Source organism: Alteripontixanthobacter muriae (genome assembly GCF_013336795.1).
GTDB classification, from domain to species: Bacteria; Pseudomonadota; Alphaproteobacteria; order Sphingomonadales; family Sphingomonadaceae; genus Pseudopontixanthobacter; species Pseudopontixanthobacter muriae.
In genome coordinates this window covers 41,192-67,935 of the sequence record NZ_JAAFZT010000015.1, presented here as the reverse complement: position 1 = coordinate 67,935, position 26,744 = coordinate 41,192, and the positions used below count along the sequence as shown (strand labels likewise).

The following is a 26,744-nucleotide window of genomic DNA, read 5'->3' as shown; positions in this document are numbered from 1 at the left end:
GCGCCGGGCCACCTCAGCTTTCGAGTGTTTCTGCCAGTTCCAGCCAGCGGTCTTCGGCGCTCTCCTTCTCGGCCCGGGCATTTTCGACCCCTTGGGAAATCTCGCGGAAACGCGCATTGTCGGCCGTAAACAGGTCCGGATCTGACAGGATTTGCTCTCCCCTGGCTATCGCGCTTTCCAGATCGGCAATGCGCTTCGGCAGGAGATCGTAGTCGCGCTGGTCCTTGTATGACAATTTGCGTGAGGGCGGGGGAGGGGCCGGAGTCGGAGAAGATATCTGGCGGCTTGGCGTCGATGCTTTCTCGGTCCGTGCCTTCGGCGTGCGGCGCGTGCGCTTTGCCTCCCAATCCGCATAGCCACCGGCCACGATATCGACCAATCCGCTGCCATCGAGACCGAGTGTCAGATTCACGGTGCGGTCGAGGAAATCGCGATCATGGCTGACGATCAGGACCGTGCCTTCGTAATCGGCAATGACCTCCTGCAACAGGTCAAGAGTTTCGAGGTCGAGATCATTGGTAGGTTCGTCCAGCACCAGCAGGTTCGATTTACGCGCAAATTCGCGGGCGAGCAAAAGGCGCGAGCGTTCCCCGCCCGAGAGCGTTGCCACCTTGGTGTCGACGATCCCGGGGTCGAACAGGAAATCCTTCAGATAGCCCTGAACATGCTTGCGCACGCCATCCACGTCGATCCAGTCGCCGCCTTCCGCGAGGATGTCGCGAACGCTTTTCTCAGGCTGCAGCAACGCGCGTTGCTGGTCGATCATCACGCCGGTCAGCGTCCTGGCGATCGTGACCTTGCCAGTGTCGGGCGGGATTTCACCGGTAAGCAGCTTCAGCAGGGTCGTCTTGCCCGCGCCATTGGCTCCGACCACACCTATCCGGTCGCCCCGCTGTACCCGTAGTGAGAAATCGCGAATGACAGGGCGTTCGTCGTAAGTCTTGGTCACCTTTTCCGCGACGATGACCGATTTGGATCGGGTTTCGTCCTCGCTCGCCAGCTTCAGCTTCGCAGTGCCTGCAGGGTCGATCATGGCAGCGCGACGCGCGCGCATTTCGTACAGTTTTTCCAGTCTGCCCTGATTGCGCTTGCGGCGGGCGGTGACGCCGCGTTCCAGCCAATGCGCCTCCAGCTTGAGTCGCGCGTCGAGCTTCTCGGCTGAGCGCGCTTCTTCCGCCATGACCTGTTCTTCCCAGGCCTCGTATCCGCCGAAACCGACATCCCTGCGGCGCAGCAGGCCACGGTCCAGCCATAGTGTCGCGTTGGTGAGGCGATTGAGGAAGGTACGGTCATGGCTGATGACAATAAAGGCGCCGCGATAGCGCCCCAGCCAATCCTCTAGCCAGTCGATCGCGGCAAGGTCGAGATGGTTGGTCGGTTCGTCCATCAACAGCAGGTCTGGGTCCTGAGCCAATGCGCGTGCGATGGCCGCCCTGCGCCTTTCGCCGCCGCTCGCACCCTGTGCCGCGGTCGTCATATCGATGCCGAGCTGGTCGGCGATCGCTTCCACTTCATAGCTTTCCGGCGCGTCGTCGCCGGCCAGCGCGAAGTCCATCAGCGTATCGTAAGCAGAGAAGTCCGGCTCCTGTTCCAGCACCGCGATACGCGTTCCGGGCTTCACCTTGCGCAGGCCGCGATCGGGTTCGATGCTGTCGAGGATCAGGCGGAAGAGCGTCGTCTTCCCAGCGCCGTTCCTGCCGATCAGCGCCATGCGGTCGCGGGGGCCGACGTGAAGATCAAGTCCGTCACTGTCGCCACCGCCGAACAGCCAGCGGCCACCCTGCTGAAGACCAATGCTTTCGAGGCTGAGAATGGGAGGTTGCGCCATGCGAGCCAGTTAGGGGGGCAAGCGAACATGGACAAGAGCGATGCGCAGCGGATAATGCCGGACCCTGATCCTGCGCGAGCGGTTCACTTGCCGTGCATCGTCAGGTCTGCACCTCTGGCGCAGGTCACATTGTGGAGTAACGAATCTATGGCACGAAATATTTATGGGCTAGCGGCCGCAATTGTTACTGCACCGATATTTGCCACAACAGCGGCGGCGGCAGAAATCCAGGTCGCAGCGCAGGGCCCTGTCGTCGAATTGAGCGTGACAGAAACCGTTCAGGCCGAACCGGACGTTTCGGAAATCACGGCGGGCGTTACGACCATGGCCCCGACCGCCGTCGAGGCGATGCGAATGAATGCCGAGCGCATGAATTCGGTGGTGGACCGGCTCGAGTCACTCGGGATCGCAGAGCGCGATATTCAGACCTCCGGGATCAATCTCTCAGCCAATTACGATTTCGATCAACAGACGCAGCGCCAGGTTTTCCGCGGGTATATTGCCTCGAACCGGGTACGGGCGAAGTTGCGGGATGTAAGCCGCACCGGGCCGGTCCTTGATGCGCTGGTCGCCGCCGGTGCGAACGATATCGGCGGACCGTCCTTCTCCATCGACGACGACACGGCTGCTCAGGCGCAGGCGAGGCAGGCGGCGATGCAGAAGGCGCAGGCGCAGGCGCAGGATTACGCCCGCTGGGCGGGTTATACAGGCGTGAGGCTGCTTCAGGTGAGCGAGAATGTCGGTTCAAGCCGGCCAGTTCCCTTCGCCAGCGACGAGATCATGGTGACCGGCAGCAGAATAAAGACACCCGTTCAGCCAGGACTGGTGGGGACATCGGTAACCATCAACGTTACCTATGAGATGACCCGCTAAAGTGTCTTCCGGGCAGCTTGAGACTTGCCCTGTCTCATTCAGAAGGGGTTAAAAGCCTTGGCCTTACGGTCTCGGACATGATTTCAAGAGCTTCCCGGATCGCCTCTTTCCTGCCTCGCCTGCGCACCGGTCTTGCCGTTGCAGCGGGTGCGGCCCTGACCCTGTCCGCTGTAGCGGCGACCCCCGCGGTCGCGCAGCGAAGCGAGCAGGGCGCGGCGCGCAAGGAGATGAAGGCGGGTAACGTCCTGTCCCTGCGCGAGATCGAACGGCGCATCCTGCCCACGATGAAGGGGTATGAATATCTCGGCCCTGCCTACGATTCGGCGGCGATGGCCTACCGCCTGAAGTTCATCAAGGACGGGCGAGTCGTCTTCGTCGATGTCGATGCGCGTACGGGCCGCGTGATCAACCGCACCCGGTGAAAACGAGCGGTCCGCGCATGAGATTGAAACTTTGCGTCGGCTTGACGCGTTCCTTCAACACGCCCAACTGACGGGCAATGACTTCGAAGGGGAACGGGGACCGATGCGCATCCTGATTGTCGAGGACGAACCTACACTCGGCCAGCAGCTGAAATCGACGCTGGAACAGAACGGCTATGCAGTCGATCTATCCACCGATGGCGAAGATGGCCACTACATGGGCGCGAATGAGGATTACGATGCCGTAATTCTCGACCTGGGCCTGCCCGAGATCGACGGGCTTACCGTTCTCGGCATGTGGCGCAAGGAAGGGCGGGTTTTCCCCGTCCTCGTCCTGACCGCACGCGACAGCTGGTCCGACAAGGTGGCCGGGCTCGATGCTGGTGCAGACGATTACCTGGCCAAGCCCTTCCAGACCGAAGAGCTGATCGCCCGACTTCGCGCGCTTATCCGGCGCGCGTCGGGAAACACCAGCAGCGAACTGACGGCAGGAGATGTCCGTCTCGACACGCGCAGCGGACGGGTCACTCTGAATGGCGAGCCGGTGAAGCTGACCGCTCAGGAATACAAGCTGCTAAGCTATCTCATGCACCACAAGGGCAAGGTGGTCAGCCGCACCGAGCTGATTGAGCACATTTACGATCAGGACTTCGATCGCGATTCAAACACGATTGAGGTTTTCGTCACCCGAATCCGCAAGAAACTGGGCGCGGATGTCATCACAACGATACGCGGCCTTGGCTACAGCCTCGACGATCCCGCCGACCAGCCGCGCGCCTGACGTCCCGCTGCGCGCGGGTGAGGATGTTCCGCCAGGAGGAGCAGACCGATCCGCGCCCGCGATAGGCGTGGAAGGGCCGCATACCGGCAGTCTGGCCCGGCGCATGATGCTGATCGCGGCAGGCTGGATCATGATTCTGTTGCTCGGCGGCGGCTTCGCGCTGGACCGCACGCTGGTGAACCTCGTCGAAGACAATTTCGACGATCAGCTGCGGTATATCCTCACCGCAATGATCGGGTCGACCGAAATCGAGCAGGGCGGTGAGGTCTATCTCAACCGTCCGCTTGGTGATCAGCGTTTCCTGGAGCCGGGCAGCGGACTATATTGGCAGGTCAGTGGTGAAGGATTTGAGGATCTGCCCTCGCGCAGCCTTTGGGACCGCCAGCTTGAGGTGCGCGGCGACCATTCGGATAATGATGTGCATATCTATGACAGCGCGCAGTTCCCGTCCGAACCGCTGAGAGTTGCCGAACGTTCACTGAAACTGCCCAATAGCGATACGAACTGGTGGTTTGTCGTTGCCGCCAGCCGCGAAGAACTGAACGCGCAGATCAGACAGATTCGCTCCATTCTTGTATGGAGCTTCGCCGTGCTCGGTTTCGGTCTGCTCGTGATGGCGATGCTCGTCACCTATTATGGCCTTCGACCTCTGCGCCGAATTCGTGTGGCGATCCAGCGCATTCGCACCACCGGCGAAAATCGCGTGACCGAACCGTTGCCATACGAGGTTCAGCCCCTGGTGCAGGAACTGAATGCGCTTCTGTCCCATTCGGAGCGCCAGGCAGAGGAGGCGCGGACGCATGCGGGCAATCTGGCGCATGCCTTGAAGACGCCGCTGACCGTCATCAACAATGCGGCCACAGCCAAGGCGCCCGATCTTCCGAACACCGTGATTCGAGAGGCGACGACGATGCGGCGCCATGTCGACCATCATCTGGCAAGGGCACGAGCAGTGGGCCGCCGCGCTGTCGGGCACGCACGGACGCCGGTGTGCGAAAGTGCGGAGGCCGTCCGGCGTGCTGTCGAGCGGCTTTACCCTGATGTGCGGTTCGACCTCGATGGCAATCGATCGGCTCAGGTTGCCATAGAACGGCAGGATCTTGATGAAATACTCGGCAATCTGATCGAGAATGCCGCAAAATACGGCGGCGGAAGCGTCTTTGTTACTGTCGATGCGGAAGAACTGAACCCGCAATGCGTCATCTGGGTCGAGGATGACGGGATGGGCATCCCCGACGAGGAGCGCACGCGCATCTTTGACCGGGGCGCACGTCTTGATACCGGAAAGCCCGGAACAGGACTTGGGCTCGCCATTGTGCGCGATGTGGCCGAAATCTATGGGGGGAGCGTGGAACTCGGCGAAAGCGAGGATCTCGGCGGGCTTCTCGTCAACCTGAGTCTGCCGCGCCCGCTCTGACCTGAAGAGGTAGGAATATCATCCCTGCAGCCCTGAATGGATTGGCTGCGATAACGTCAGAACCGATAGGCACAAAGAAACGGGGCCGAAATCGACCCCGTTCCATACCAGCTGTTCAGGAAGGTTCAGGCCGACAAAGGAATATCGTCTTCGTCGGCGAAGATGCCGATGGCCAGAGCGGCGATAGCAAAGAGGGCGAGAATACCGATAGAGCCACGGTCGCCCATGTCATTTTCAGCGGTGACCGGAGCAGCGGCACGATCGACAGTGGCGGCAGAAGCCATGACCGGCGCGGTCGCAAGGGAAAGGGCAGCTGCGGCTGCCGCGAATTTGGTCAATTTCATTACATCCTCCAGATTTGGATATCGCTTCCTGCAATACAATCCATGGTCCGATTGGCAACCGTTCAATCGCGCAGCCCACCACATCGGCAAGTGAGTGCGGCAAAAATGTGACGATATTATTGACCGCGCGCATTCTGATTATTGACCGCGCGCATTCTGATGGTGTCGAATGACTTCTTCAATGATGAAGCGGATGAACTTTTCACCAAATTCCGGATCGAGATTGGCTTCCCCGGCAAGATTTCGCAGCCGGGCGATCTGCTTTTCTTCACGTCCGGGGTCGGCTGGCGGCAGGTCCGCCTTCGCCTTGTACTGCCCGACCGCCTGGGTGATCCGGAACCGTTCGGCAAGGATATGGACGAGGGCTGCGTCAATATTGTCGATGGATCGCCTGTATCCAGCCAGTACCAGGTCTTCCTCAGCGCCCGCCGTGCCGGGCACGTAACGCCCTGTCGCACTTGCGGCTTTTGTTTCATCCTGACCGTGCTGACGACTGTCCATGCAGCAGAGGTAACACGCGCAAGCTGTTCGATCCATCCGGCAGAAGAGCGAATTCGTCTCGCCATGACTTGCTATCGAAGGGCGCATCGCCCATCTGCGCCTGCGACATGACGGCCGAAGTGGTCCCCCTCCCGCGCAAGCGACCCGAAAGCGCCCGATCCGGCGACAGCGATCCACCATCGCTCGATCCGATGCTGTCTCTTACGGCTGGCGGCATGAATTCGGTAAATTCCATCATCCTGGACAGGATGCAGAGCGAAATACCGTTGATACCCGCGCTGGCCGGGCATCTGATTTCCGGCGGAGGCAAGCGTCTTCGCCCGATGCTCACTCTCGCGGGCGCCGAACTGGTTGGTTATCAGGGCACACGCCATCACCGGCTGGCTGCTGCCGTGGAGTTCATTCACACCGCAACCCTGCTGCACGACGACGTGGTCGACGGATCCGATCTGCGGCGCGGCAAGGCGGCAGCGAATATCATTTTCGGAAACCCGGCAACGGTTCTTGTCGGGGATTTCCTTTTCAGCGGCGCTTTCGAACTGATGGTCGAGGATGGCAGCCTGAAGGTCTTGAAGATCCTTTCGTCTGCAAGTTCGATCATCGCGGAAGGCGAGGTCGATCAACTGACCGCGCAGCGGCAGATCGAAACGAGCGAGGAGCGTTACCTCGCCATCATCGGTGCCAAGACAGCCGCGCTTTTCGCGGCAGCCAGCAGGATTTCGGCCGTGGTGGCCGAATGCGACGACCGTCAGGAGCAGGCGCTCGACGATTACGGGCGGAATTTGGGTGTCGCCTTCCAGCTGGTCGACGATGCCATCGATTACAATTCGAGTGCCGCAGAGATGGGCAAGACCCGCGGCGACGATTTCCGCGAAGGCAAGATGACGCTGCCAGTCATCCTCGCCTATGCCCGTGGCGACGAGGCCGAGCGCGCCTTCTGGAAGTCCGCAATCGGCGGCCACTGCACCTCGGACGACGATCTCGGCGAAGCCATCTCCCTAATCGAGAAACACGACACGGTGGCCGCGACCCGCGACCGGGCCCGGCATTTCGCCAGCCGCGCGATCGAGGCGATCTCGATCTTTCCTGACAGCAAGGCACGCCGCGCAATGGCCGAGGCTGCCGAATTTGCCGTGGCGCGATTCTACTGAACGTTGGTCCGTGCAGCCACCCGGTCGCAGCAGGAGCGCCTGGCCTTGACTGATCACGAGCTGCCTGTCCATGCCGCCATGCCTGCACTGATGCAGGCGCTGGGCGAGGGGACCGGTGCGGTTCTTGTCGCTCCGCCGGGCGCTGGCAAGACCACGGCGATCGCTCCGGCCTTGCTCGAACAGGAATGGTGCGATGGCATGGTCATCGTCACGAGCCCGCGCCGCGTGGCCGCGCGCGCCGCTGCCGAACGCATGGCAGAAATCTTGGGCGAGGATGTCGGGCAGACCGTCGGTTATCTTACCCGTATGGACAGCAGGCAGTCTGCCGCGACGCGCATTCTGGTGATGACAGAAGCGATCTTCGTGTCGCGCATCGTTGCTGATCCGGAACTGGCAGATGTAAGCGCAATCCTGTTCGACGAGGCACATGAACGGCACCTCGACAGCGATTTCGGCCTCGCGCTGGCGCTCGAAACACGCGGTATCTTGCGCGAAGACCTGCGTATCTGCGTCATGTCCGCCACTATCGACGGTGCGCGCTTTGCCAGGCTGCTCGGCTTTGGGACGCCGGTGATCGAAAGCGAAGGGCGGGCATTTCCGTTGCGTATCGAGTGGCTCGGCGCGCGTCCCGACCTCTCCCTCGAGGACTCTATGACCTCTGCCATCATGCAGGCCTGGCGGGCGGAGAAAGGCGACATCCTTGCCTTCCTGCCGGGCGTGCGCGAGATCGAGCGGGTCGGGGAAAGGCTTGCCACGAAATTGCCGGATACACCGCTTCTCCCTCTGCACGGACAGGTGCGCCCGCCGCAACAGCGCGCTGCGATCCGGCGCGATCCTGAAGGTCGGCGGCGTGTCGTGCTGGCCACCGCAATTGCGGAAACCTCGCTCACGCTAGCGGGTGTTTCGGTTGTGGTGGATAGCGGAATGGCGCGCAGCGCCGAATACGATAAGGCTACCGGCACGGCCCGGCTGGTGACGATGCGCGCATCGCAAGCGGCTGCGGCGCAGCGGGCCGGGCGGTCTGCGCGAACTGGACCGGGTGTGGCGTATCGCCTGTGGGAAGAGGCTGCCCATGCGGGGCTCCCCGCCTTCACCGCGCCTGAGATTTTGAGCGCAGATCTGACGCCTCTGTCCCTCTCGCTCGCGCGCTGGGGTTCGGGCGATCCGCTTGAACTCCAATGGCTGGATCCGCCGCCCGCCGCCGCGCTGGCCGCTGCCGCGAACCAGCTGCGGCTGGCCGGTGCATTCGACGAGACGGGGCGGCTGACCGCTTTCGGTGAGAAGCTTTCCCGTCTGCCGATGGCTCCGGCCATGGCGGCGATGGTCCTGCATGGCGCGAAATCCGGTGCTGCTGGAGAGGCGGCTAGGATCGCGCTGCTGCTTCAGGAACGCGGATTGGGCGGCAGTGGCGAGGATCTGGAGCAGCGACTGGAACGATGGAATTCGGATCGCGGCAGCAGGGCGAGCGCCGCGTGCAAGCTGGCAGAACGCTGGGCCAGGCTGGCCGAACGCCTGATCGCCAGCGATTACGCCCGGACGCCGCCAGCCGGTGTGTTGCTGGCGCGTGCCATGCCGGGTCATCTTGCCCGCAGGCGCGATGCCTCTGGCGAGCAGTGGGCCTCAGCAGGAGGGCGCGGCTATGTTCTCGATCCTGCTTCTCCGCTGGCGAGGGCGGAATGGCTGGCGATCGGCGATGCACAGGGGCAGGCGAAAGGCGCGCGGATCACCGCCGCCCTGCCGCTCACGCAAGCCGAGGTGGAGGAATGGCTGTCGGACCGTATCGAGAAGCGCAGCGTGCTGCGCTGGAGCGACAGGCAGGAGCCTGCCCGGATCGAGGCACGGCTGGAAAGGCGTCTGGGCGCAATCGTCATGGCCACCGGTCCGGACCCCGCTGCCGACCAGTCCGCGCTGGAGGCAATGCTGCTGGCACGTGCGCGTGAGCAGATCAGCCAGATTGTGCCTGCCGATTTACTGGCGAGGGGGAGCTTCGCGAGGGTCGCGGCACTCTACCCGGAGCAGTTGGCCGAAGATGCCGAAAATTGGCTTGCACCGTTGCTGGCCGGGCGGCGCGATCTTGCTATTGAACCAGGTCGAATGGCTGAGGCCGCGCTTGGTCGGATCGACTGGAATGATCGTCAGAAGCTGGACCGGTTAGCCCCTCGGAACTTCACCTCGCCTGCCCAGACCAGCCACGCAATCGATTACACCGGAGACGATGCACCCAGTGTGGCTGTTCGTGTGCAGGCACTGTTCGGCCTGGACCGGCATCCGCAAGTCGGGGATACGCCGCTGCTGCTGAAACTGACCAGTCCGGCTGGTCGCCCAATTCAATCCACTCGCGACCTTCCGGGATTCTGGCGGGGCAGTTGGTCAGATGTGGTGAAAGAAATGAAGGGCCGCTATCCCAAACACCGCTGGCCAGACGAACCCTGGACCGAGAAGCCGAGCCTCAAGACCAGGAACGCGTTTGCCAAGTCTTGATTTTTGCCGGGAATGGTCGCAATTGCACAGCCATGCCTGCCCGTATCTATCAACGCCCGAGAAGCGCCATGCAGTCCGGCCGTGCGCGGACCGATGAATGGTTGCTCGAATTCGAACAGAGCGAGGCGCGCCGCGCCGACCCGCTGATGGGCTGGACTAGCAGCGGCGACACGCAGTCGCAGGTTCAACTGACCTTCAGCGATGTGGCCGAAGCAAAGGCCTATGCCGACAAGCACGGCATTCCTGCCCGCGTGCAGCCAACCCCACCGCGCAAGCTGAAACTGCAGGCCTACGCCGACAATTTTCGCTAAGACCGGCTTCGTATCAGCAAGCAGTCTGGACAAACCTGCGACCCTTCGCCATATGGCGCGCGGGAGTCGGGCGGACGTTTGCGTTCGTTCAACCTGGTCAGGTCCGGAAGGAAGCAGCCATGCCGGATTGCGGCGGGTCGTTCGGCTCCTTTTCCTCAGCCGCTGCATAGCGATGCGGCGGCGGATATCCGGCAAACACCCATGACATTCCGATGACCAGACCCTAACTAGTGGGCATGGATGATTCATCGCAAAATTCCGATTCTCCGCCATGGGACACTGGCTCGACGGGGCAGGATATAGGTTCGGAAGATGCGTCCCCTTCGGCTGCCGAACTGGAAGCTGCAGGGCAATCGGCCCTATTCGGCTCCGCGCCTGAAGGCGAGTCAAAGGCGGCATCCGACGAGCCGGAGATTACGAAAAGCCTTTCTGACACGCCGGTTGCTGCACCTCCCACAGTGCAGCCCTACCGCGTGCTGGCGCGCAAATACCGGCCGCAGACCTTTTCGGAACTGATCGGGCAGGAACCGATGGTCCGCACGCTCGGCAATGCGATCGAGCGTGACCGGCTTGCACACGCCTTTTTGATGACCGGAGTGCGCGGTGTGGGCAAGACCAGCACGGCCCGGCTTATCGCCAAGGCGCTCAACTGCATTGGACCGGATGGGAAGGGCGGTCCGACCATCGACCCTTGCGGTGAATGCGAACCCTGCCGCGCCATCGCGGAAGGGCGGCACATCGATGTCATCGAGATGGACGCCGCCAGCCATACCGGTGTCGACGATGTGCGCGAGATCATCGAAGCCGTGCGCTATTCCGCCGTATCTGCGCGCTACAAGATCTACATTATCGACGAAGTTCACATGCTGTCGCGCAATGCTTTCAACGCCTTGCTCAAGACACTTGAGGAACCGCCTGCACATGTGAAGTTCCTGTTCGCCACGACTGAGGTGGACAAGCTGCCCGTGACCGTTCTCAGCAGGACGCAGCGTTTCGACCTGCGGCGGATCCCGGCAGAGATGCTGGGCCAGCACTTCGCCAGCATCTGCCGGCGCGAGGATGTGGAGGCCGAGGACGAGGCAATCGCCATGATCGCTACCGCCGCCGAAGGTTCCGTGCGTGACGGCCTGTCCATACTCGACCAGGCGATCGCTCATGCCGACATGGGCAGCGGCGATGAAGAAGGTGAGGGCAGCACTGTCACGGCGCAGCGCGTGCGCGATATGCTGGGGCTTGCGGACAAGACCGCGCAGCGGCGCCTGTTCGCCGCCATTCTCGAAGGTGACGCCAAGGCATTGCTCGGCGGAATTGCCGACCAATATGCGCTGGGCGTGGAACCGCTGGCCTTGATGCGGGCGATGATGGACTTCGCGCATCGCATTACCGTGACGCAGGTCGGCGGAGAGTCCGATGCGCCCGACGCTGCAGAGCGCGCAATTCTGACCGATTGGGCGGCCAAGCTCTCGGCCGGGCAATTGCACCGCTTGTGGCAATTGCTCCTGAAAGGGCATGACGAGGTGAAGCTCGCGCCCGATCCGCTGGTTGCGGCGCAGATGGCGCTGCTGCGGGTTCTGCACGCCGCCGACCTTCCCGACCCTGGCAAGCTGGCGAAGCAATTGCAGGAATTGGCAGTTTCCGGCATGGCTGCTGCGCCGCAAATGCAGTCGAGCGAGGGCACAAGCTTACAGAAAACGCCGGCAGCCGCAGCAATGGCACCGCCGGCACGGCAGCTCGATTGGGCCGAACTCGTGGACAAGATCGAGTCGGTCGCAGGCATGCTGGTGGGCGACCAGTTGCGGATGCAGTTGCGCATCGTGACGCTCGAACCCGGGCGGCTGATCTATGCGATGAGCAAGGGCTTCGACACGGACTTCGGCCCGCAATTGCGGCAGGCGCTGCTGGAGGCGACCGGCCAGCGCTGGGAGGTCGAGCGGGTCGATGGCGATGCGGCAACAGGCGCACAGCCCTCCATCGTCGAACGGGCGGAGAGTGCCAGGGCGGACGCGAAGGCTGCGCTGCGCCGCGACCCGTTGGTCGAAGCAGCCTTTGCGGCGTTCCCCGATGCCGTGATGATCGAAGATGACGACCCGCCGAAACGACGGGAAATACCATTCAGCAGAAACGCATGATCGGAGAGAAAAATGCAATCCATGGAAGAAATGATCCAGGCAGCGCAAAAGGCTGCCGAACAGATCCAGACCCAGATGAGCGACACCCAGGCCAAGCTCGACGGTATTGAGGTCGAGGGCGTCGCAGGCGGCGGCATGGTGAAGGTGCGCTGCACGGCCAAGGGCCGGATGCTGGGCGTCACGATCGACGACAGCCTGATGAAGCCGGAAGAAAAGCAGATGCTGGAAGACCTCGTCGCCGCTGCATTCAACGACGCGCGCACGAAAGCCGACCGCGTGGCGAATGAGGAAATGCAGAAGGCTCAGGCCGGCATTGGCCTTCCCCCCGGCTTCAATCTGCCCGGGATGAGCTGACGACCCGTCTGCTCGGCCAAGGCACTGCGCCGTATCGGGTCGTTGCAGCCAGCGGCGACGCTTCCCATATAATTCGTCAGGATAGCGTCGCCCGCTGCTGATTGCCGGGCCATTTGACCGAAAGTATTTGCATGACCTTACTACCCCTCCTCCCCTTGCGCGATATCGTGGTGTTTCCCGACATGGTCGTTCCCCTGTTCGTGGGCCGCGACAAATCGGTTGCCGCGCTGGAGGCCGCGATGGAAGGCAGCAAGGATATCTTCCTGCTGGCCCAGCTCGACCCTGCCTGCGACGATCCGCAGCGGGACGATCTCTATGACGTCGGCGTGGTCGCTCAAGTTGTGCAATTGCTCAAGCTGCCCGATGGTACGGTGCGCGTGCTTGTGGAAGGCGGACAGCGTGCCACTCTGGAGAATTTGCGTGAGGAAGGCGAGTTCACCGTCGCGGAAGTGACCGTGAACGAAGAACAGACCGCCTCGGGCAGCGAAGTGACGGCGATGATGCGTCAGATCGTCGAGCAATTCGGCGAATATGCCAAGCTGAACAAGAAGCTGGGCGAAGGCGCTGGCGACGAATTGCCGGAGATCGACGATGCCGGCCTGCTGGCCGATGCCGTTGCCGGCGCGCTCAACGTGAAGGTTTCGGACAAGCAGGCCTTGCTCACCGAACCCGATCCGCTGAAGCGGCTGGAAATGGTGATGGCCTTCATGGAAGGCGAATTGTCTGTCCTGCAGGTGGAGCGCAAGATCCGCGGGCGTGTGAAGCGCCAGATGGAAAAGACGCAGCGGGAATATTACCTCAACGAACAGATGAAGGCGATCCAGAACGAACTGGGCGGCGAAGATGGCGAGCAGGACGAACTCGCCGAATTGCAGGCGCGCATCGACAAGCTGAAGATGCCGAAGGAAGCCAAGGCCAAGGCGGAGAGCGAGCTGAAGAAGCTGAAAGGCATGCAGCCCATGAGCGCCGAAGCCACGGTCATCCGCAACTATCTGGACGTGCTTCTCGGCCTGCCTTGGGGGCAGAAGAGCAAGATCAAGAAGGACATTGCCGAGGCGCAGCAGGTGCTGGACGCGGATCACTATGCGCTGGAGAAGGTCAAGGACCGGATCGTCGAATATCTCGCGGTGCAGGCGCGGACCAACAAGCTCAAAGGGCCTATCCTGTGCCTCGTCGGCCCTCCGGGTGTCGGCAAGACGAGCCTCGGCAAGAGCATCGCCCGCGCCACCGGGCGCGAGTTCATCCGCCAGTCGCTCGGCGGCGTACGGGATGAGGCGGAAATCCGCGGTCACCGGCGCACCTATATCGGCTCGCTGCCAGGCAAGATCGTCACCAATCTGAAGAAGGCGGGCAAGTCCAACCCGCTGTTCCTGCTCGACGAAATCGACAAGCTGGGGCAGGATTTCCGCGGCGATCCGGCCTCGGCCCTGCTCGAGGTTCTGGATCCCGAGCAGAATTCCAAGTTCCAGGATCATTACCTGGAACTGGATATCGACCTCAGCGACGTGATGTTCGTGACCACGGCAAACAGCCTGAACCTGCCGCAGCCGCTGCTCGACCGGATGGAGATCATCCGCCTGGAAGGGTACACGGAAGACGAAAAGGTCGAGATTGCCCAGCGCCACCTGATCGCCAAGGTCATCGACGAGCACGGCCTTGCAGAAGGCGAGTTCGAATTGACGGAGGCGGGTCTGCGCGACCTGATCCGATATTACACGCGCGAAGCCGGCGTTCGCACACTGGAACGTGAAATTGCTCGGCTTGCACGCAAGACCCTGCGCAAGATCCTGGAAAAGGACGTGACCAGCGTTACGATCACGCCGGACAATCTGGGCGATTTTGCGGGCGTGCGGAAGTTCAAGCATGGCAAGGGTGAAGATGATGCACAGATCGGTGCCGTGACCGGCCTTGCGTGGACGGAGGTCGGCGGCGAATTGCTGACCATCGAAAGCGTGACCACGCCCGGCAAGGGCGAGATCAAGACCACCGGCAAGTTGGGCGACGTGATGAACGAGAGCGTTGCCGCCGCATTCAGTTTCGTGAAGGCGAGGGCGCCCGCCTATGGCATCAAGCCCAGCATCTTCCAGCGCAAGAACATCCACATCCACTTGCCCGAAGGGGCGGTGCCGAAAGACGGACCGAGCGCTGGCGTCGGCATGGTCACGTCGATCGTGTCCACGCTGACGGGTATCGCCGTGAGGCCCGACGTCGCGATGACCGGGGAGGTCACGCTGCGGGGGCGGGTGCTGGCGATCGGCGGATTGAAGGAAAAGCTGCTGGCAGCCTTGCGCGGCGGGATGACGACAGTTCTGATCCCGGAAGAGAACGTGAAGGATCTGGCCGAGATTCCCGACAACGTCACGCAGGGCCTAGAAATCGTGCCGGTGTCGCATGTTGATGAAGTGCTGAAGCACGCTTTGACGAGGCCGACTTCGGAAATAGAATGGACGGAAGCGGACGACCTTGCCAGCCAACCTGCAGCGATCATCAACGGGCAGGGCGGCGCAGTCACCGCGCACTGATCAGCAAGCCAAGCAACCCTTACCGATCTGGAAATGACAGGCCGGTAAGGCGAGGCGCAGCGCCTCTGCTCTTCGTTTCGTCGCAATAGCAGCCCAATAAAAATCAAACTCGCAGTTTTCTGCGGATTTTTCTTTGACAGGTCGCAGCAAAGCGTATCAATTTGCGCGCCATCGGCGAGGCGATTCACCGACAACGCTGACTGAAACGAAATTAGGGGGATTTATCCATGAACAAGAATGATCTGATCACTGCAGTGGCGGACTCCAGCGGCCTTTCGAAGAATGATGCTTCGGGCGCAGTGGAAGGCGTTTTCGACGCCATCACGCAGGCCCTTTCCAAAGGTGACGAAGTTCGCCTGGTGGGCTTCGGCACGTTTTCGGTCGCCAAGCGCAAGGCATCGACCGGCCGCAACCCGCGCACCGGCGAACCGATGACCATCAAGGCATCGAACCAGCCAAAGTTCAAGGCCGGCAAGGGCCTGAAGGACTCCGTCAACTAAGACACTCGATAGCTGCCGGCTTAAATGCCGCAGAAGAAGAAAACGCCGCATCGGTCAATCCGATGCGGCGTTTTTCGTTTGCACCTGATGCGAGAAATTAGCCGGTGCGTGTAGCGATAGCGTAAAGCGCCACGGCGGCGGCGTTCGAAACGTTCAGGCTCTCGATAGCGCTACTGATCGGCAGGCGGGCGAGAGCATCGCAGTGATTTTCGATATTCTGCCGCATGCCTTCGCCTTCCGCGCCCAGCACCAGAGCCACCGGACCTGTGGGCAGCGCGGCAGCCAGATTGCTCTCTGCCTCTCCGGTAAGGCCGATCCGCCAGTATCCGGCGTCGGCTACCTGCTCCAGCGCCCGTGCCAGATTGACGACGCGCACCCAGGGCACGGTTTCGAGGGCGCCGGATGCCGATTTGGCGACGGTGCCACTCTCGGGTGGCGCGTGGCGGTCCTGCGTGACAATACAGGCGGCGTCGAAGGCTGCGGCCGACCGCAGGATCGCGCCGACATTGTGCGGATCGGTGACCTGGTCGAGAAAGACGATCACACGGCCGTCGGCCTGGTCCAGGACCTCGTCCAGATGCGTGTCCTCCAGCCCGGCACATTCGAGGACGAGCCCTTGATGCGGTGCGTCCCGCGCGACGAGCCTGCCGAGATCCTGCACATCCGCATATTCGACAGGGAAGTCGGCTGGCAGTTCGCCGTCCAGCGATGCCACGCCTTCGCGGGTCGCCCAAAGCTTGCGGTGATTGCGCGCGGGGTTGTTCAGCGCCGCTTCCACGGCATGTCGCCCCCACAGGCGTACGCTGCCCGTGCTGGCTCGCCCGCTGCCCCGCCCGCCCTGCATACGGCCGGCCCTGCCGCGCAAGGCCTTCTTGCGTTCGCCCTTCGCCACGTCTCACTCCTGATATTTTGATGATTTCTGCGGCCCTAGTGCCAGCAGCCCCATTGACAGGCAAGCGCCGCTTCGCCATTGCGCGCCTCTCGGCCGAACAGCCCCGCGTTGAGCGGGGATTGCAAACCGCTTCTGGCGGATCAGCAGGGCATGTGGACAGGTGGCCGAGTGGTTAAAGGCAGCAGACTGTAAATCTGCCCGCGCAAGCGTACGCTGGTTCGAATCCAGCCCTGTCCACCACTTGCCCTCAAGCCTTTGAACGGCAAGGAAATCGCGGAAATGCAGTGGCTTAGCCCCGGTCGGGTGCTACAATCGTGGCATGTAGGACGACCCCGTGTACCTCACCAAAAACAGTCATGGCGTGTACTATCATCGCCGCCCTATCATGGCCGAGGATCAAACCTTTTGGCGAGGTGCGGAGGATGCCCCGAAGAAAGAATGGAGCCGGTCGCTCCGCACAAAGGACTGCCGGGAGGCTGTCCTCCGCTTGGCCGATGCTGCTGATATGTACGAAGTGTAGCGGGAGAAACAGCTAATGCGCCATGCAGCAGACGACGACACAGAGCGGCGGCAGGAGAGCGAAAGAGAGCGAGAGGAGCGGGAGGCAGCGGAGATGGTCTTTGCGGAGCAGAGCGCACGTAGAGAGGCGCACAGAGAGCTTCGAATCGAGCGGCGCAAGCGCAGCTAAATGAGCACGGCAGAGCTATCTCCAAAGATGCTGCTTGGCATTACATCGTGAGAGAGCAGAACGCGGAGCTTGCCGAGCTGCGCGCGGCGGTCAAAACGGCCCGCCAAAGCGATACGGCGCTAGCCGGGGCAATCGGGCATCGGGCAAGCGAACCGAGCGGACCAACTGTAGAAGCCCGCATCGCGGCCTTTGAGACAGACAAGTCCCCGGCTTGAGCGGCAGCAAAAAAACAGTCGCACCCGTCTTCCGGGTGCTGCGGGACGTGTTCCCGAGTCGGGCGCTGACAAGCATTATCCGCCAAGATGCGCGCGCCCTGGTCGCTGTGCTGGAGGGCCTACCCGCAAACTTGGGCAAGAGGCGCGAGCTAAAGGGTCTGGCGGTGCCGCAAGCAGTCGAAAGGGGCAGGGCGCTTGGCCTGCCTACAATTAAACCCAAGACGATCAATGACCCTTATCTCATGCACATTGCGGCCATGTTCAACTGCGCAGTGAAGGAGCAATGGATCGCTTCCTGCCCATTCTCCGGCATGGCTGTGCACGATCCGGTGTGTGATGCGGAGCGTCCCGATCCCCTCATCTCTGAACAACTCCAGACGCTATTCATCAGTGCTCCCTGGGGTGCTCCTTGGACATTGGGAGCAGAAAAGCCAGGTGCTTACTGGGTGCCGCTGCTATGCTTGTTCCACGGCCTCCGCAATGGTGAGGCTGCGGGGATGCGCGTGGAGGACATTGACGAAGAGGACGGGTTTGCGAGCCGCCGAGCTGCCGGAGTGGACGGCACTTGCCTTGGCGCATTGTACGGAAAGCGGCTCCAGCCGGGTCCACGGGAACGGCCTGTCAGCACGGCAGAAGGCGGAGGCGATTGCCAAGGTGCAGTATCCCGGCTTAGACCTTATTCACTTGGCTGCCCCGAGCACCTCGGGAGACTGCTAGGAGGGGGAGGACAATCTATGCCGCTGCTAACGATTGCCACCGCAGGCGCTTTACTGCTGGTTGCCGATAGGTCGTCCGAGGATAGCTTATTGCCTTGCGGCCTCTTTGTTCACGACCCTCGATTGTAGAACAAGCGAATGTTCTGTATGTACTCGCCATGCTCCGTTCAGGTCATCTTTACCTGTTCCTCATCGTCGTTAGCATAGCTGCTTGTGACGGACCTCCCGATTACGCCTCGCTCTATCAAGTGGATCCTCAGGAACCAGCTTTCGCCGAGCGAGTGGAGGCACATGATACCACGCTGTGCAAGGAAAGGAGATTGGCCAACGAGGCAGTCTCAGCTTTGATGCCTTTCGCTGTTGATAGGCAGACTGGCTTAAGCAAGGAGGGGCAACACTATGTCTTTCAACATACGCGCTTCCACTTCCAAAACGTACAAGCTGATGAGGTGAACCTGAGCATGCCTGCGGTTGCCTGTCGTGCCACTCTGGTGATTGGAGAGCACCAAGCGCCGATGCGGTGGAGGATCAGCTCGGACAGCCTCGACACGGCGGATGGTGTATTTGTCTCTACGATGGATTTTCAGCCTCAGGTCACCGACGCGTTCCATGCAGCCGCTCAGACCGAGATGAGGGGGCTCGAGGAAGCTCGGGCAAAGCTCCGAGATGCAATTCAAGAATGAGGTACAACCAGGCCGCAGAGTTCACGGCTTGCCCCAAGTGCTACAATGGGATAGCACAAGGGTCCCAGAACCCCTTCTGTATACTGCTGAGTTAACACGATTTTTTAGGTGTCCATCGGCAATCCAGCCCTGTCCACCACTTGCCCTCTACTAATCACGTAAGCCATGTTCAGGCGGCTTCTGCCTCCAGCGTCTCGCCCAACTCCAGCCATTCGGCCTCGCGCTGCTCCAGCTTTTCGGCAATTGCAGCGCGCTGGCGGGCGAGCTCGCCCATCGACATCTTTGCAAGGTCTCCCGTTGCGCTTTCTGGCTCGAACAGGGTCTTGTCGAAGACGGCCAGCTGCTTCTCCAGCGCTGCCATTGCCTTCTCGCAATCCTTTAGCGCTGCCTTCCGCACGCGAGCAGCCTCGCGTTCCTTGGCCAGCGTCTTCTTGTCCTTCTTCGGCTTCTTTGCGCCGCCTTCTTCTTTAGGCTGATTCCTGCCGAGCACGAAATCGATGTAATCTTCCATGCTGCCGTTAAATTCGCTCGCGGTGCCTTCATCGACCAGCACGAGACGATCGGCCGTGAGTTCTACCATATGGCGGTCATGGCTGATGAGGATCACCGCGCCTTCGTAGTCGTTCAGCGCCTGGACCAAGGCTTCGCGGGCATCGACGTCCAGATGGTTCGTCGGCTCGTCGAGGATGAGCAGATGCGGCGCATCACGGGTAATCAGCGCCAGAGCAAGGCGCGCGCGTTCGCCGCCGGAGAGCGAATCGACCTTGCTGATCGCCCGGTTGCCCGAAAAGCCGAATCGCCCCAGCTGCGCGCGAATCGCGCCGGTCGGTTTGCCCTCCATCACCCTGGTCATATGCTCCAGCGGCGTGGCGTCGCCTGCCAGTTCCTCGACATTGTACTGAGTGAAATAGCCGACTTTCATCTTGCCGGAGACATTCATCTCCCCTTCCATCGGGGGAAGCTGCGCTGCAAGCAGCCTGGCCAGTGTCGTCTTGCCATTGCCGTTGCGGCCCAGCAGCGCAATGCGCTCGTCAGGGTCGATCCGCAGGTTCAGCCGCCGCAGGACAGGATGGTCATCGCTGTAGCCCACCGAGGCGAAATCGAGGGTGATGAGCGGCGGCTTCAACTCGGACGGTGCCGGGAAGTCAAAGCTGAGTGACGGATCCTCCATCAAGGCAGCAATGGGCTGCATCTTCTCCAGCATCTTCGCGCGGGACTGTGCCTGCTTGGCCGTGCTCGCCCGCGCGCTGTTGCGGGCGACGTAATCCTGCAGGCGGGCGCGCTGCGCATCCTGCGAGGCCTTGGCGGCGGCGAGCTGTGCCGCGCGTTCGGCGCGTTGCCGTTCGAAACTATCGTAGCCGCCGGGATACAGCGTCAGCTTGCCGCCCTGCAGGTGCAGGATATTGTCGACGACATTGTTCAGCAGGTCACGTTCATGGCTGATGACGACCACGGTGGCGGGGTAGGATTTGAGGAAGTTTTCCAGCCAAAGCGTCGCTTCAAGATCAAGGTGGTTCGACGGCTCGTCCAGCAGAAGCACGTCGGGCGCGGAATAGAGCAGGGCGGCGAGCGCCACGCGCATTTTCCAGCCGCCGGAGAAATCGTCGATGGGTTGCTCCTGCATGACTTCGTCGAACCCCAGCCCGGTCAGGATACGTGCGGCCCGAGAAGGCGCGCTATAGGCATCGATGGCGAGCAGCCTTTCGTGCACATCACCCAGCCGGTCGGGATCGGTACAGGTCTCCGCCTCCGCCAACAGGGCGGTGCGCTCCACATCGGCGGCAAGTACGGTATCGGTGGGCGTAATATCGCCGCTGGGCGCTTCCTGCGCGATATAGCCGAGGCGCATTCGCTTCGGCATTTCGACCGTGCCTTCGTCGGGTTCAAGCGCGCCAATCATGACCTTCATCAGCGTGGATTTACCCGCGCCATTACGGCCGATCAGCCCGACGCGGCTACCGGGAGGAATAGCCGCCGTGGCCGAATCGATGATGGTGCGGCCGCCGAGGCGCACGGTGATATCGTTGATGGAAAGCATGAGCGCGCGCGTAGCACCGACGGCGTTAAAAGCCTAATGCGCAAATGCAGCATGAGCCTCTTCGCGTCAGGCGCCAGTCAGCGGCACAAGGGGCGTTGCGCCCAATATCCTGTCGGGAGTGGGCGCTTCGTGTGGCTGGCTCGACGGCTCTTCCAGCGAAACCGCGATCGCGCTGCCTTCGACCATCGCGTTCCGCAGCTCCGGCGACAGCTGGAGGGTGACCGTCCCGTCCCTGTCGGCAAAGCCGAGCGAGCGCGGGGCTGCGCCTTCGCCGATGACCCAGACTTCCGGCACCAATTCTCCTTGCGGAATGTCCGGCACCCGCAAGGTCAGCGCGCCGGTGTCGCGGTTGTACACCCCGCTGAGCAGGATTTCGGATTCGCTTCCCGTAATCTGCGCGACGCTGATGGTTTCGCCCAAATCCACGGGCCGCTCAACCTCGACGATCCGGTTGCGGACCACGGGATCGGGACGATCAAACTGCCAGAGGCCGGCAAAGGCGAGGGCGGCGACTGATGCGGCCAGCGTGGCGAATTTCCAGCCAGCAGCATCCCCGCGATTGTCATTGGCGGCAACCTGCTCAGACCCGGTTTGTGCGAGGGGTGCTTGCAGCTTGCGCTCGATATCGGGGAACAGGTCCCTCTGCGGGCCTTCCCCGGGCAGATCGAGAAGCTCGGCTGATGCGCGCTCCGTCCACTCGCTGACCAGTGCAGCAAAATCGGCATCCTGCGCGATCAGCTGCTCTGCTTGCAGGCGCGCCTCTTCCTCCGCAAAGCCGAAGGCATATTCGGCTGCCAGCAGATCGCGCTCGTTCGAACCGGAGGGTGGCATGTTCGGGGGCTGGTTGTCAGCCATCGGCCAGCCCCCTCTTCATCGACATCAGCCCGCGCCGGATGCGGCTTTTCACCGTTCCGAGCGGCACGTTCGACTGTTCTGCAATCTCGGAGTAGGTCATGCCGCGAAGAAACGCCTCACGGATATAGGAGCGCGTGGGATCTTCGAGGTCATCGACGAGCGCGGTGATGCGGTCGGCCTCCTGCTCTCGCACCAGGCGGTCGTCCGCAGCTTCGCCATCATCCGCTATGAACTGCAGCGCGTCGTCACTTACCGTCGTGCGGCGATTCTGGGCGCGATACCAGTCGATGGCGCTGTTGCGAGCGACCATGCTGAGCCATGCCATCGCCGATCCCTTGGCAGGATCGAACCCGGCGGCGCGGTTCCAGACCTTGATGTACACGTCCTGTAATACGTCTTCCGCGGCCTCGCGGTTTTGAACCACCCTGAAACAGATGTTGTAAAGTTCGCGGGCGGTAGCTTCGTAGAGGCGGCGCAGCCCGGCTATGTCCCCCGAAGCGACGGCGGACAGATCATGCTTTAGCTGTGCCTGATCAGCCAGTCCCGACATGTTCGGCCGTGTGAAATCCTGTCCTGCGCCTGCGCTTCTATTGCCTGACTAGCTGCTTGCTGCCGCCTTGTCCCGAAAAATCACTGCCTCCCTGCATCCGCCTCAACGACCCGGGCGTAGAAGATGTGAGGGCGCCAGAAATGATGCCCGGGTAGTCACCTGAAGGCCGGGCGACTGCGCATGCATCTTCATCGGCATGCGCTACCCAAGTGCCACCCGGAATTCTCCATTCCGGCTGGGTCGTGCGTCGGGCCTCTGAGCACGGGCTTCTTCTTCCCGGGGAGCCCGTGCTCTTTTTCGCCCGATCGACGCGGCGGCTAAATTGCGATCGCACAAGGTGTTGCGAGGCGCGGGCGGCGTGCTAGTCAGGGCCGATGAAACCGACTTATCACCCCGTCATTTCGGCTACCGGCCTGTATACGCCAGCCGAAAGCATCTCGAATGCAGAGCTGGTCGAAAGCTTCAATGCCTTTGTCGTGCGGCACAATTCCGCCAATTCCGCAGCCATCGAAGCGGGTGAGATGGAGGCGCTGCAACCCAGTTCCGTCGAATTCATCGAGAAAGCGAGCGGTATCAAGGCTCGCTATGTAATGTCGAAGGATTCTGTGCTCGATCCTTCAACGATGGAGCCGCGGATGGCCGAGCGCGGTGACGACGAGATGTCGATCATGGCCGAGATCGGCATCAAGGCCGCTGAGCAGGCGCTGGAACGCGCCGGCCGCGATGCTGCCGATGTGGATGCCGTGCTGTGCGCCGCATCGAACATGCAGCGCCCCTATCCGGCCATGGCCATCGAAATTCAGCAGGGTCTGGGCATAGAGGGTTTCGCCTTCGACATGAATGTCGCCTGCTCCTCCGCGACCTTTGGCATACAGACGGCGGCGGATTACGTGCGGGCAGGCAATGCGAAGTCGGTGCTGGTGGTCAGCCCGGAAATCACCTCCGGGCACCTCAACTGGCGCGATCGGGACAGCCATTTCATTTTCGGAGATGTCGCTACGGCGGTGTTGGTGGAGGATTCCTCCATCGCACCCAGGCCGCACTGGGACATCGTCGGAACGAAACTGAAAACCGTCTTCAGCAACAACATCCGCAACAATTTCGGCTTCCTCAATCGCGCGGCGCCGGAAACGAAGGATGCGCCCGACAAGCTGTTCGTTCAGGAGGGCCGCAAGGTCTTCAAGGAAGTCGTGCCGATGGTTTCGGCCTTGATCCTGGAGGAAGCCGAGCGTCTGCAGATCGACCCCTTGAAGCTGCGCCGCCTTTGGCTGCACCAGGCGAATGCCGGTATGAATCGGTTGATAGCGCAACGCGTGCTGGGCCATGAGGCGAATGACGATGAAAGTCCGACCGTGCTGGACACCTATGGCAACACGTCGAGCGCCGGTTCCATCATCGCATTCCACCTTAATTCCGATGATCTCGACGCTGGTGACGAGGGGCTGATCTGCAGTTTCGGTGCGGGCTATTCCGTGGGTACGGTATTCGTGAAGCGCCATGCCTGATCATAATTCAGGTCGGTTGGGAACTGCGGGACCGCTTGTGGATGCGGCCGGCAAGGCGTAGGCCGGGGCATGGCTGGGGAGATATTCGACAACAGGGGCCGCGGCGATGCCGGCTGGCGCATGCCGTCCATCCATCCGGAAGGACGCCGCTTCGGGCTCATCGCGCTTGGCGTGGCTCTGTTCCTTCTGCTGGTGCTGGACTGGGAATTGCTTGGCTGGCCCGTCCTGGCGCTGGCCATAGGCATATTCGCATTCTTTCGTGATCCCGAACGCGTGGTCATGCGTGACGACGATCTGATACTCTCTCCCGCGGATGGACAAGTAATCCGCATCGAGCAGGTCACACCGCCCCGTGAACTCGTGGACGATGATGGCGGCGGAGTATCGGGCCTGAACGGCGAAGCCGCGACGCGCATCTCGATCTTCATGAGCGTGTTCGATGTGCACATCAATCGTGCACCGATCGGCGGCACTGTCCGGCGCGTCGTCTACATGCCAGGGCGGTTCCTCAATGCGGAACTCGATAAGGCGAGTTCCGAGAACGAACGGCACCACATCCTGATCGAACGGGCAGACGGGCGAAAAATCGGCTTTACCCAGATCGCCGGACTGGTTGCGCGGCGGATCGTGCCGTGGGTCAAGACAGGTGACATGCTCGCGGCGGGCCAGAGGGTAGGGCTGATCCGGTTCGGCAGCCGTGTCGACATTTATCTTCCCGGCGGGACCGATCCGGCCGTGCTTATCGGCCAGCGCGTGATTGCCGGTGAAACCATACTTGCCCGCTTCGGGCATCAGGAATTGATTGAGGGTGTGCTGCAATGAATCAAGACGATCGCTGGATCGGGCCCAGAGCCGCCGAAGACGAGGTGCCGCAGACACGGGGCGGCGCGCGCGGTCTGTCGCTGCGCGCAGTGCTCCCCAATGCCATAACCGCTGCGGCGCTATGCAGTGGGTTAACGGGTATCCGTTTCGCCATCTCCGGCGATTGGGCGGAAAGCATCGTAGCCGTCATTCTGGCCGGTGTGCTGGACGGGCTTGATGGGCGTGTCGCGCGCATGTTGAAGGCGCAATCGCGATTCGGTGCGGAGATGGACAGCCTGGCCGATTCGCTTTCCTTCGGCATGGCGCCTGCGCTGATCATCTATCTCTGGTCGCTTCAGGATCTGACCCGGCTCGGCTGGTTTGCCTGTCTCGCCTTCGCAATCTGCTGTGCACTTCGTCTCGCGCGTTTCAACGCACAGATCGATACCGACGACCAGCCGCATAAATCAGCCGGGTTCCTTACCGGGGTGCCTGCGCCTGTCGGGGCCGGGCTCGCTTTCCTGCCGTTCTATATCTGGATGGCGACTGGTTCGGCATTGTTCCGTGAACCGGTGCTTGTCGGCATATGGCTTGCCATCATCGCGTTCTTCATGATCTCGAACATCGCGACGCTCAGCTGGAAATCCATACGCCCAAGGCGCAACGTGCGACTCGAACTGATCGGGGCGGCAGGCCTGTTATTCGGTGCCCTGCTTCTCGAACCCTGGTGGTCCCTTGTCGGGATCTGCGCGATCTATCTCGCGCTGATGCCCTACGGGTTCTATCGCTATGCCAAGGTCAGGCGGCAGCGGTCAGCGAAGGGCGATCCGGTCGCGCCGCTGAACGCGATGGACGCATCGGACGCGGCTGCGCACGATAGGCCGGCATAGCTGCCTGCACGGGAACGCGCGTTCTAACCATGCTCGCTGAGCGACCGGCATCCAGCATCGCTATCTGCTTGCGTAATTGGCCGGCACCATGAGCGGCCCGCAAGAACCCATCTGCAAGGACGAGAAATGCCGCGGCAGCAGCGGCAAGAAACAGTGCGGGAAGGATGGTGGCGAGCATGAGACTTATCTTTCTTGACGGGCTTTCGAAAAATCGGCGGCCTGTGTATATGTCTGGGGATAAACCCCGGGACAGGATTGCGTTCCCTGATCTGGAAGGTTGTTCTCTCTTTGTTCCGTGGTGTCAAGCGATATAAGCGGCAGGTGCTGATATCTTTGCGATGAATCGAGTCTGGTAATTGCCTCGGCGAACGGCTATGGGCGCCTCACCTGCCATAATCGTGGCCAGATTTCTGGTTGCTGACTGGCAGGCAATCCACATGGAAAGCACCACATACCGGTGCCGCAGCGGGTAACGGGGTTTCGGCCCCCGCCGCACGGTTCCAGCTTTCCAGAGGCTCAACCGGAAAGGAATTCTACTATGGCGGCACCTACCGTCACGATGCAGCAGCTTATCGAAGCCGGTGCACACTTCGGCCACCAGACCCACCGCTGGAACCCGCGCATGAAGCCGTATATCTTCGGCGCGCGTAACGGTGTTCACATCATCGATCTTTCGCAGACCGTGCCGCTGATGGCCCGTGCGCTCGACTTCGTTCAGCAGACCGTCCGCGCTGGCGGCAAGGTGCTGTTCGTGGGTACCAAGCGGCAGGCGCAGGAGCCGGTTGCGGAAGCGGCGCGCGCTTCGGGCCAGCACTTCGTCAATCATCGCTGGCTCGGTGGGATGCTGACGAACTGGAAGACCATTTCCGGATCGATCAAGCGCCTCAAGACCTTGGAAGAGCAGCTTTCGGGCGACACTTCGGGTCTGACCAAGAAGGAAGTTCTCCAGCTGACGCGTGAACGCGACAAGCTGGAAATGTCCCTTGGCGGAATCCGCGACATGGGCGGCATTCCCGACGTGATGATCGTGATCGACGCGAACAACGAAGATCTCGCCATCAAGGAAGCCAATGTTCTTGGCATTCCCGTGGTCGCGGTGCTCGACACCAATGTCGACCCGAGCGGAATCGCTTTCCCTGTACCGGGCAATGATGACGCGGCCCGCGCCGTTCGCCTCTATTGCGATGCCTTTGGCGAAGCAGCCCAGACGGGCAAGGGTGAAGCGGTCGCACAGTCGGGCCAGGATTTCGGCTCGATGGAAAACCCGCCGGCAGAAGCCGCCACCGCCTGAGAGCGT

At 61.7% G+C, this 26,744-nt stretch carries 23 protein-coding genes, 1 tRNA gene and 1 other RNA gene; 18 read left to right on the top strand and 7 right to left on the bottom strand.

Annotation, left to right across the window (positions count from 1 at the left end; genetic code table 11):
• Window positions 1–13: 13 nt before the first annotated feature.
• The gene (locus G7A66_RS04820; RefSeq protein ID WP_174294571.1) at window positions 14–1,828 is read right to left on the bottom strand and encodes an ABC-F family ATP-binding cassette domain-containing protein; all 1,815 of its coding nucleotides are present in this window, start codon (window positions 1,826–1,828) and stop codon (window positions 14–16) included.
• Window positions 1,829–1,975: 147 nt separating this feature from the next.
• Between G7A66_RS04820 and G7A66_RS04815 the strand changes: the two genes are divergently transcribed.
• The 4 genes from G7A66_RS04815 (at window position 1,976) to G7A66_RS04800 (ending at window position 5,321) form a co-directional block, all read left to right on the top strand.
• Window positions 1,976–2,701, top strand: a complete 726-nt coding sequence (locus tag G7A66_RS04815) for an SIMPL domain-containing protein (RefSeq protein WP_174294570.1) — start codon at window positions 1,976–1,978, stop codon at window positions 2,699–2,701.
• 77 nt (window positions 2,702–2,778) lie between these two features.
• Window positions 2,779–3,123: a PepSY domain-containing protein gene (locus G7A66_RS04810; RefSeq protein ID WP_232366645.1), complete on the top strand. Its 345-nt coding sequence runs from the start codon at window positions 2,779–2,781 to the stop codon at window positions 3,121–3,123.
• A 103-nt stretch (window positions 3,124–3,226) separates the two neighbouring features.
• Window positions 3,227–3,904 carry a response regulator transcription factor gene (locus G7A66_RS04805; RefSeq protein WP_174294569.1) on the top strand — a complete coding sequence of 226 codons (678 nt, stop codon included), beginning with the start codon at window positions 3,227–3,229 and terminating at the stop codon, window positions 3,902–3,904.
• Window positions 3,861–5,321 (top strand): sensor histidine kinase, encoded by a 1,461-nt coding sequence (locus G7A66_RS04800; RefSeq protein WP_408609239.1) that lies wholly within the window; start codon window positions 3,861–3,863, stop codon window positions 5,319–5,321. Before G7A66_RS04805 ends, G7A66_RS04800 begins: the two co-directional genes overlap by 44 nt.
• A gap of 125 nt (window positions 5,322–5,446) precedes the next feature.
• Here the strand turns inward: G7A66_RS04800 and G7A66_RS04795 are convergent, their stop codons facing one another.
• Both G7A66_RS04795 and G7A66_RS04790 read right to left on the bottom strand, forming a co-directional pair.
• The gene (locus G7A66_RS04795; protein WP_174294567.1) at window positions 5,447–5,665 is read right to left on the bottom strand and encodes a hypothetical protein; all 219 of its coding nucleotides are present in this window, start codon (window positions 5,663–5,665) and stop codon (window positions 5,447–5,449) included.
• Between the two features lie 138 nt (window positions 5,666–5,803).
• Window positions 5,804–6,106 carry a chorismate mutase gene (locus tag G7A66_RS04790; RefSeq protein WP_456298146.1) on the bottom strand — a complete coding sequence of 101 codons (303 nt, stop codon included), beginning with the start codon at window positions 6,104–6,106 and terminating at the stop codon, window positions 5,804–5,806.
• A 167-nt stretch (window positions 6,107–6,273) separates the two neighbouring features.
• Between G7A66_RS04790 and G7A66_RS04785 the strand changes: the two genes are divergently transcribed.
• The 8 genes from G7A66_RS04785 to G7A66_RS04750 all read left to right on the top strand — a co-directional run bounded on the left by G7A66_RS04785 (window position 6,274) and on the right by G7A66_RS04750 (window position 15,614).
• Entirely contained in the window at window positions 6,274–7,317 is a 1,044-nt protein-coding gene (locus G7A66_RS04785) for a polyprenyl synthetase family protein (RefSeq protein ID WP_174294565.1), read from the top strand.
• Between the two features lie 45 nt (window positions 7,318–7,362).
• The gene (gene hrpB, locus G7A66_RS04780) at window positions 7,363–9,798 is read left to right on the top strand and encodes an ATP-dependent helicase HrpB (protein WP_269748154.1); all 2,436 of its coding nucleotides are present in this window, start codon (window positions 7,363–7,365) and stop codon (window positions 9,796–9,798) included.
• 32 nt (window positions 9,799–9,830) lie between these two features.
• The gene (locus G7A66_RS04775) at window positions 9,831–10,109 is read left to right on the top strand and encodes an ETC complex I subunit (RefSeq protein ID WP_174294564.1); all 279 of its coding nucleotides are present in this window, start codon (window positions 9,831–9,833) and stop codon (window positions 10,107–10,109) included.
• Between the two features lie 59 nt (window positions 10,110–10,168).
• Window positions 10,169–10,264: signal recognition particle sRNA small type (gene ffs, locus G7A66_RS04770), an RNA gene on the top strand.
• Between the two features lie 81 nt (window positions 10,265–10,345).
• Entirely contained in the window at window positions 10,346–12,238 is a 1,893-nt protein-coding gene (locus tag G7A66_RS04765) for a DNA polymerase III subunit gamma/tau (RefSeq protein WP_174294563.1), read from the top strand.
• A gap of 12 nt (window positions 12,239–12,250) precedes the next feature.
• Window positions 12,251–12,592 (top strand): YbaB/EbfC family nucleoid-associated protein, encoded by a 342-nt coding sequence (locus G7A66_RS04760; RefSeq protein WP_174294562.1) that lies wholly within the window; start codon window positions 12,251–12,253, stop codon window positions 12,590–12,592.
• A gap of 131 nt (window positions 12,593–12,723) precedes the next feature.
• Window positions 12,724–15,114, top strand: a complete 2,391-nt coding sequence (gene lon, locus G7A66_RS04755; protein ID WP_174294561.1) for an endopeptidase La — start codon at window positions 12,724–12,726, stop codon at window positions 15,112–15,114.
• A gap of 227 nt (window positions 15,115–15,341) precedes the next feature.
• Window positions 15,342–15,614: an HU family DNA-binding protein gene (locus G7A66_RS04750; RefSeq protein ID WP_174294560.1), complete on the top strand. Its 273-nt coding sequence runs from the start codon at window positions 15,342–15,344 to the stop codon at window positions 15,612–15,614.
• A gap of 97 nt (window positions 15,615–15,711) precedes the next feature.
• Here G7A66_RS04750 and rlmB read toward each other — a convergent pair whose 3' ends face one another.
• The gene (gene rlmB / locus G7A66_RS04745; protein WP_332310487.1) at window positions 15,712–16,506 is read right to left on the bottom strand and encodes a 23S rRNA (guanosine(2251)-2'-O)-methyltransferase RlmB; all 795 of its coding nucleotides are present in this window, start codon (window positions 16,504–16,506) and stop codon (window positions 15,712–15,714) included.
• Between the two features lie 154 nt (window positions 16,507–16,660).
• On the opposite strand from rlmB, the gene G7A66_RS04740 reads away from it, so the two are divergent.
• Window positions 16,661–16,746: transfer RNA gene (locus G7A66_RS04740), tRNA-Tyr, on the top strand.
• Window positions 16,747–18,445: 1,699 nt separating this feature from the next.
• Complete coding sequence (locus G7A66_RS04735) at window positions 18,446–18,808, top strand: hypothetical protein (protein ID WP_206675068.1); 363 nt, start codon at window positions 18,446–18,448, stop codon at window positions 18,806–18,808.
• Between the two features lie 169 nt (window positions 18,809–18,977).
• Here G7A66_RS04735 and G7A66_RS04730 read toward each other — a convergent pair whose 3' ends face one another.
• From G7A66_RS04730 to G7A66_RS04720, 3 genes are all read right to left on the bottom strand, one after another.
• Window positions 18,978–20,846, bottom strand: a complete 1,869-nt coding sequence (locus G7A66_RS04730) for an ABC-F family ATP-binding cassette domain-containing protein (RefSeq protein ID WP_174294558.1) — start codon at window positions 20,844–20,846, stop codon at window positions 18,978–18,980.
• A gap of 66 nt (window positions 20,847–20,912) precedes the next feature.
• Window positions 20,913–21,701, bottom strand: coding sequence for an anti-sigma factor (locus G7A66_RS04725; protein ID WP_174294557.1), 789 nt, complete (start codon window positions 21,699–21,701; stop codon window positions 20,913–20,915).
• Window positions 21,694–22,251 carry a sigma-70 family RNA polymerase sigma factor gene (locus G7A66_RS04720; RefSeq protein WP_174294556.1) on the bottom strand — a complete coding sequence of 186 codons (558 nt, stop codon included), beginning with the start codon at window positions 22,249–22,251 and terminating at the stop codon, window positions 21,694–21,696. The genes G7A66_RS04725 and G7A66_RS04720 overlap by 8 nt, the downstream gene beginning before the upstream one ends.
• 374 nt (window positions 22,252–22,625) lie before the next feature.
• Here G7A66_RS04720 and G7A66_RS04715 point away from each other — a divergent pair, with 374 nt between their 5' ends.
• The 4 genes from G7A66_RS04715 to rpsB all read left to right on the top strand — a co-directional run bounded on the left by G7A66_RS04715 (window position 22,626) and on the right by rpsB (window position 26,738).
• On the top strand, window positions 22,626–23,756 hold the full coding sequence (locus G7A66_RS04715; protein WP_174294555.1) for a beta-ketoacyl-ACP synthase III: 1,131 nt from the start codon (window positions 22,626–22,628) through the stop codon (window positions 23,754–23,756).
• Between the two features lie 69 nt (window positions 23,757–23,825).
• Window positions 23,826–24,578, top strand: a complete 753-nt coding sequence (locus G7A66_RS04710) for a phosphatidylserine decarboxylase (protein WP_174294554.1) — start codon at window positions 23,826–23,828, stop codon at window positions 24,576–24,578.
• Window positions 24,575–25,447 (top strand): CDP-alcohol phosphatidyltransferase family protein, encoded by an 873-nt coding sequence (locus G7A66_RS04705; RefSeq protein ID WP_174294553.1) that lies wholly within the window; start codon window positions 24,575–24,577, stop codon window positions 25,445–25,447. The genes G7A66_RS04710 and G7A66_RS04705 overlap by 4 nt, the downstream gene beginning before the upstream one ends.
• Window positions 25,448–25,985: 538 nt before the next feature.
• Window positions 25,986–26,738: a 30S ribosomal protein S2 gene (rpsB, locus tag G7A66_RS04700; RefSeq protein WP_170002959.1), complete on the top strand. Its 753-nt coding sequence runs from the start codon at window positions 25,986–25,988 to the stop codon at window positions 26,736–26,738.
• Window positions 26,739–26,744: the final 6 nt, after the last annotated feature.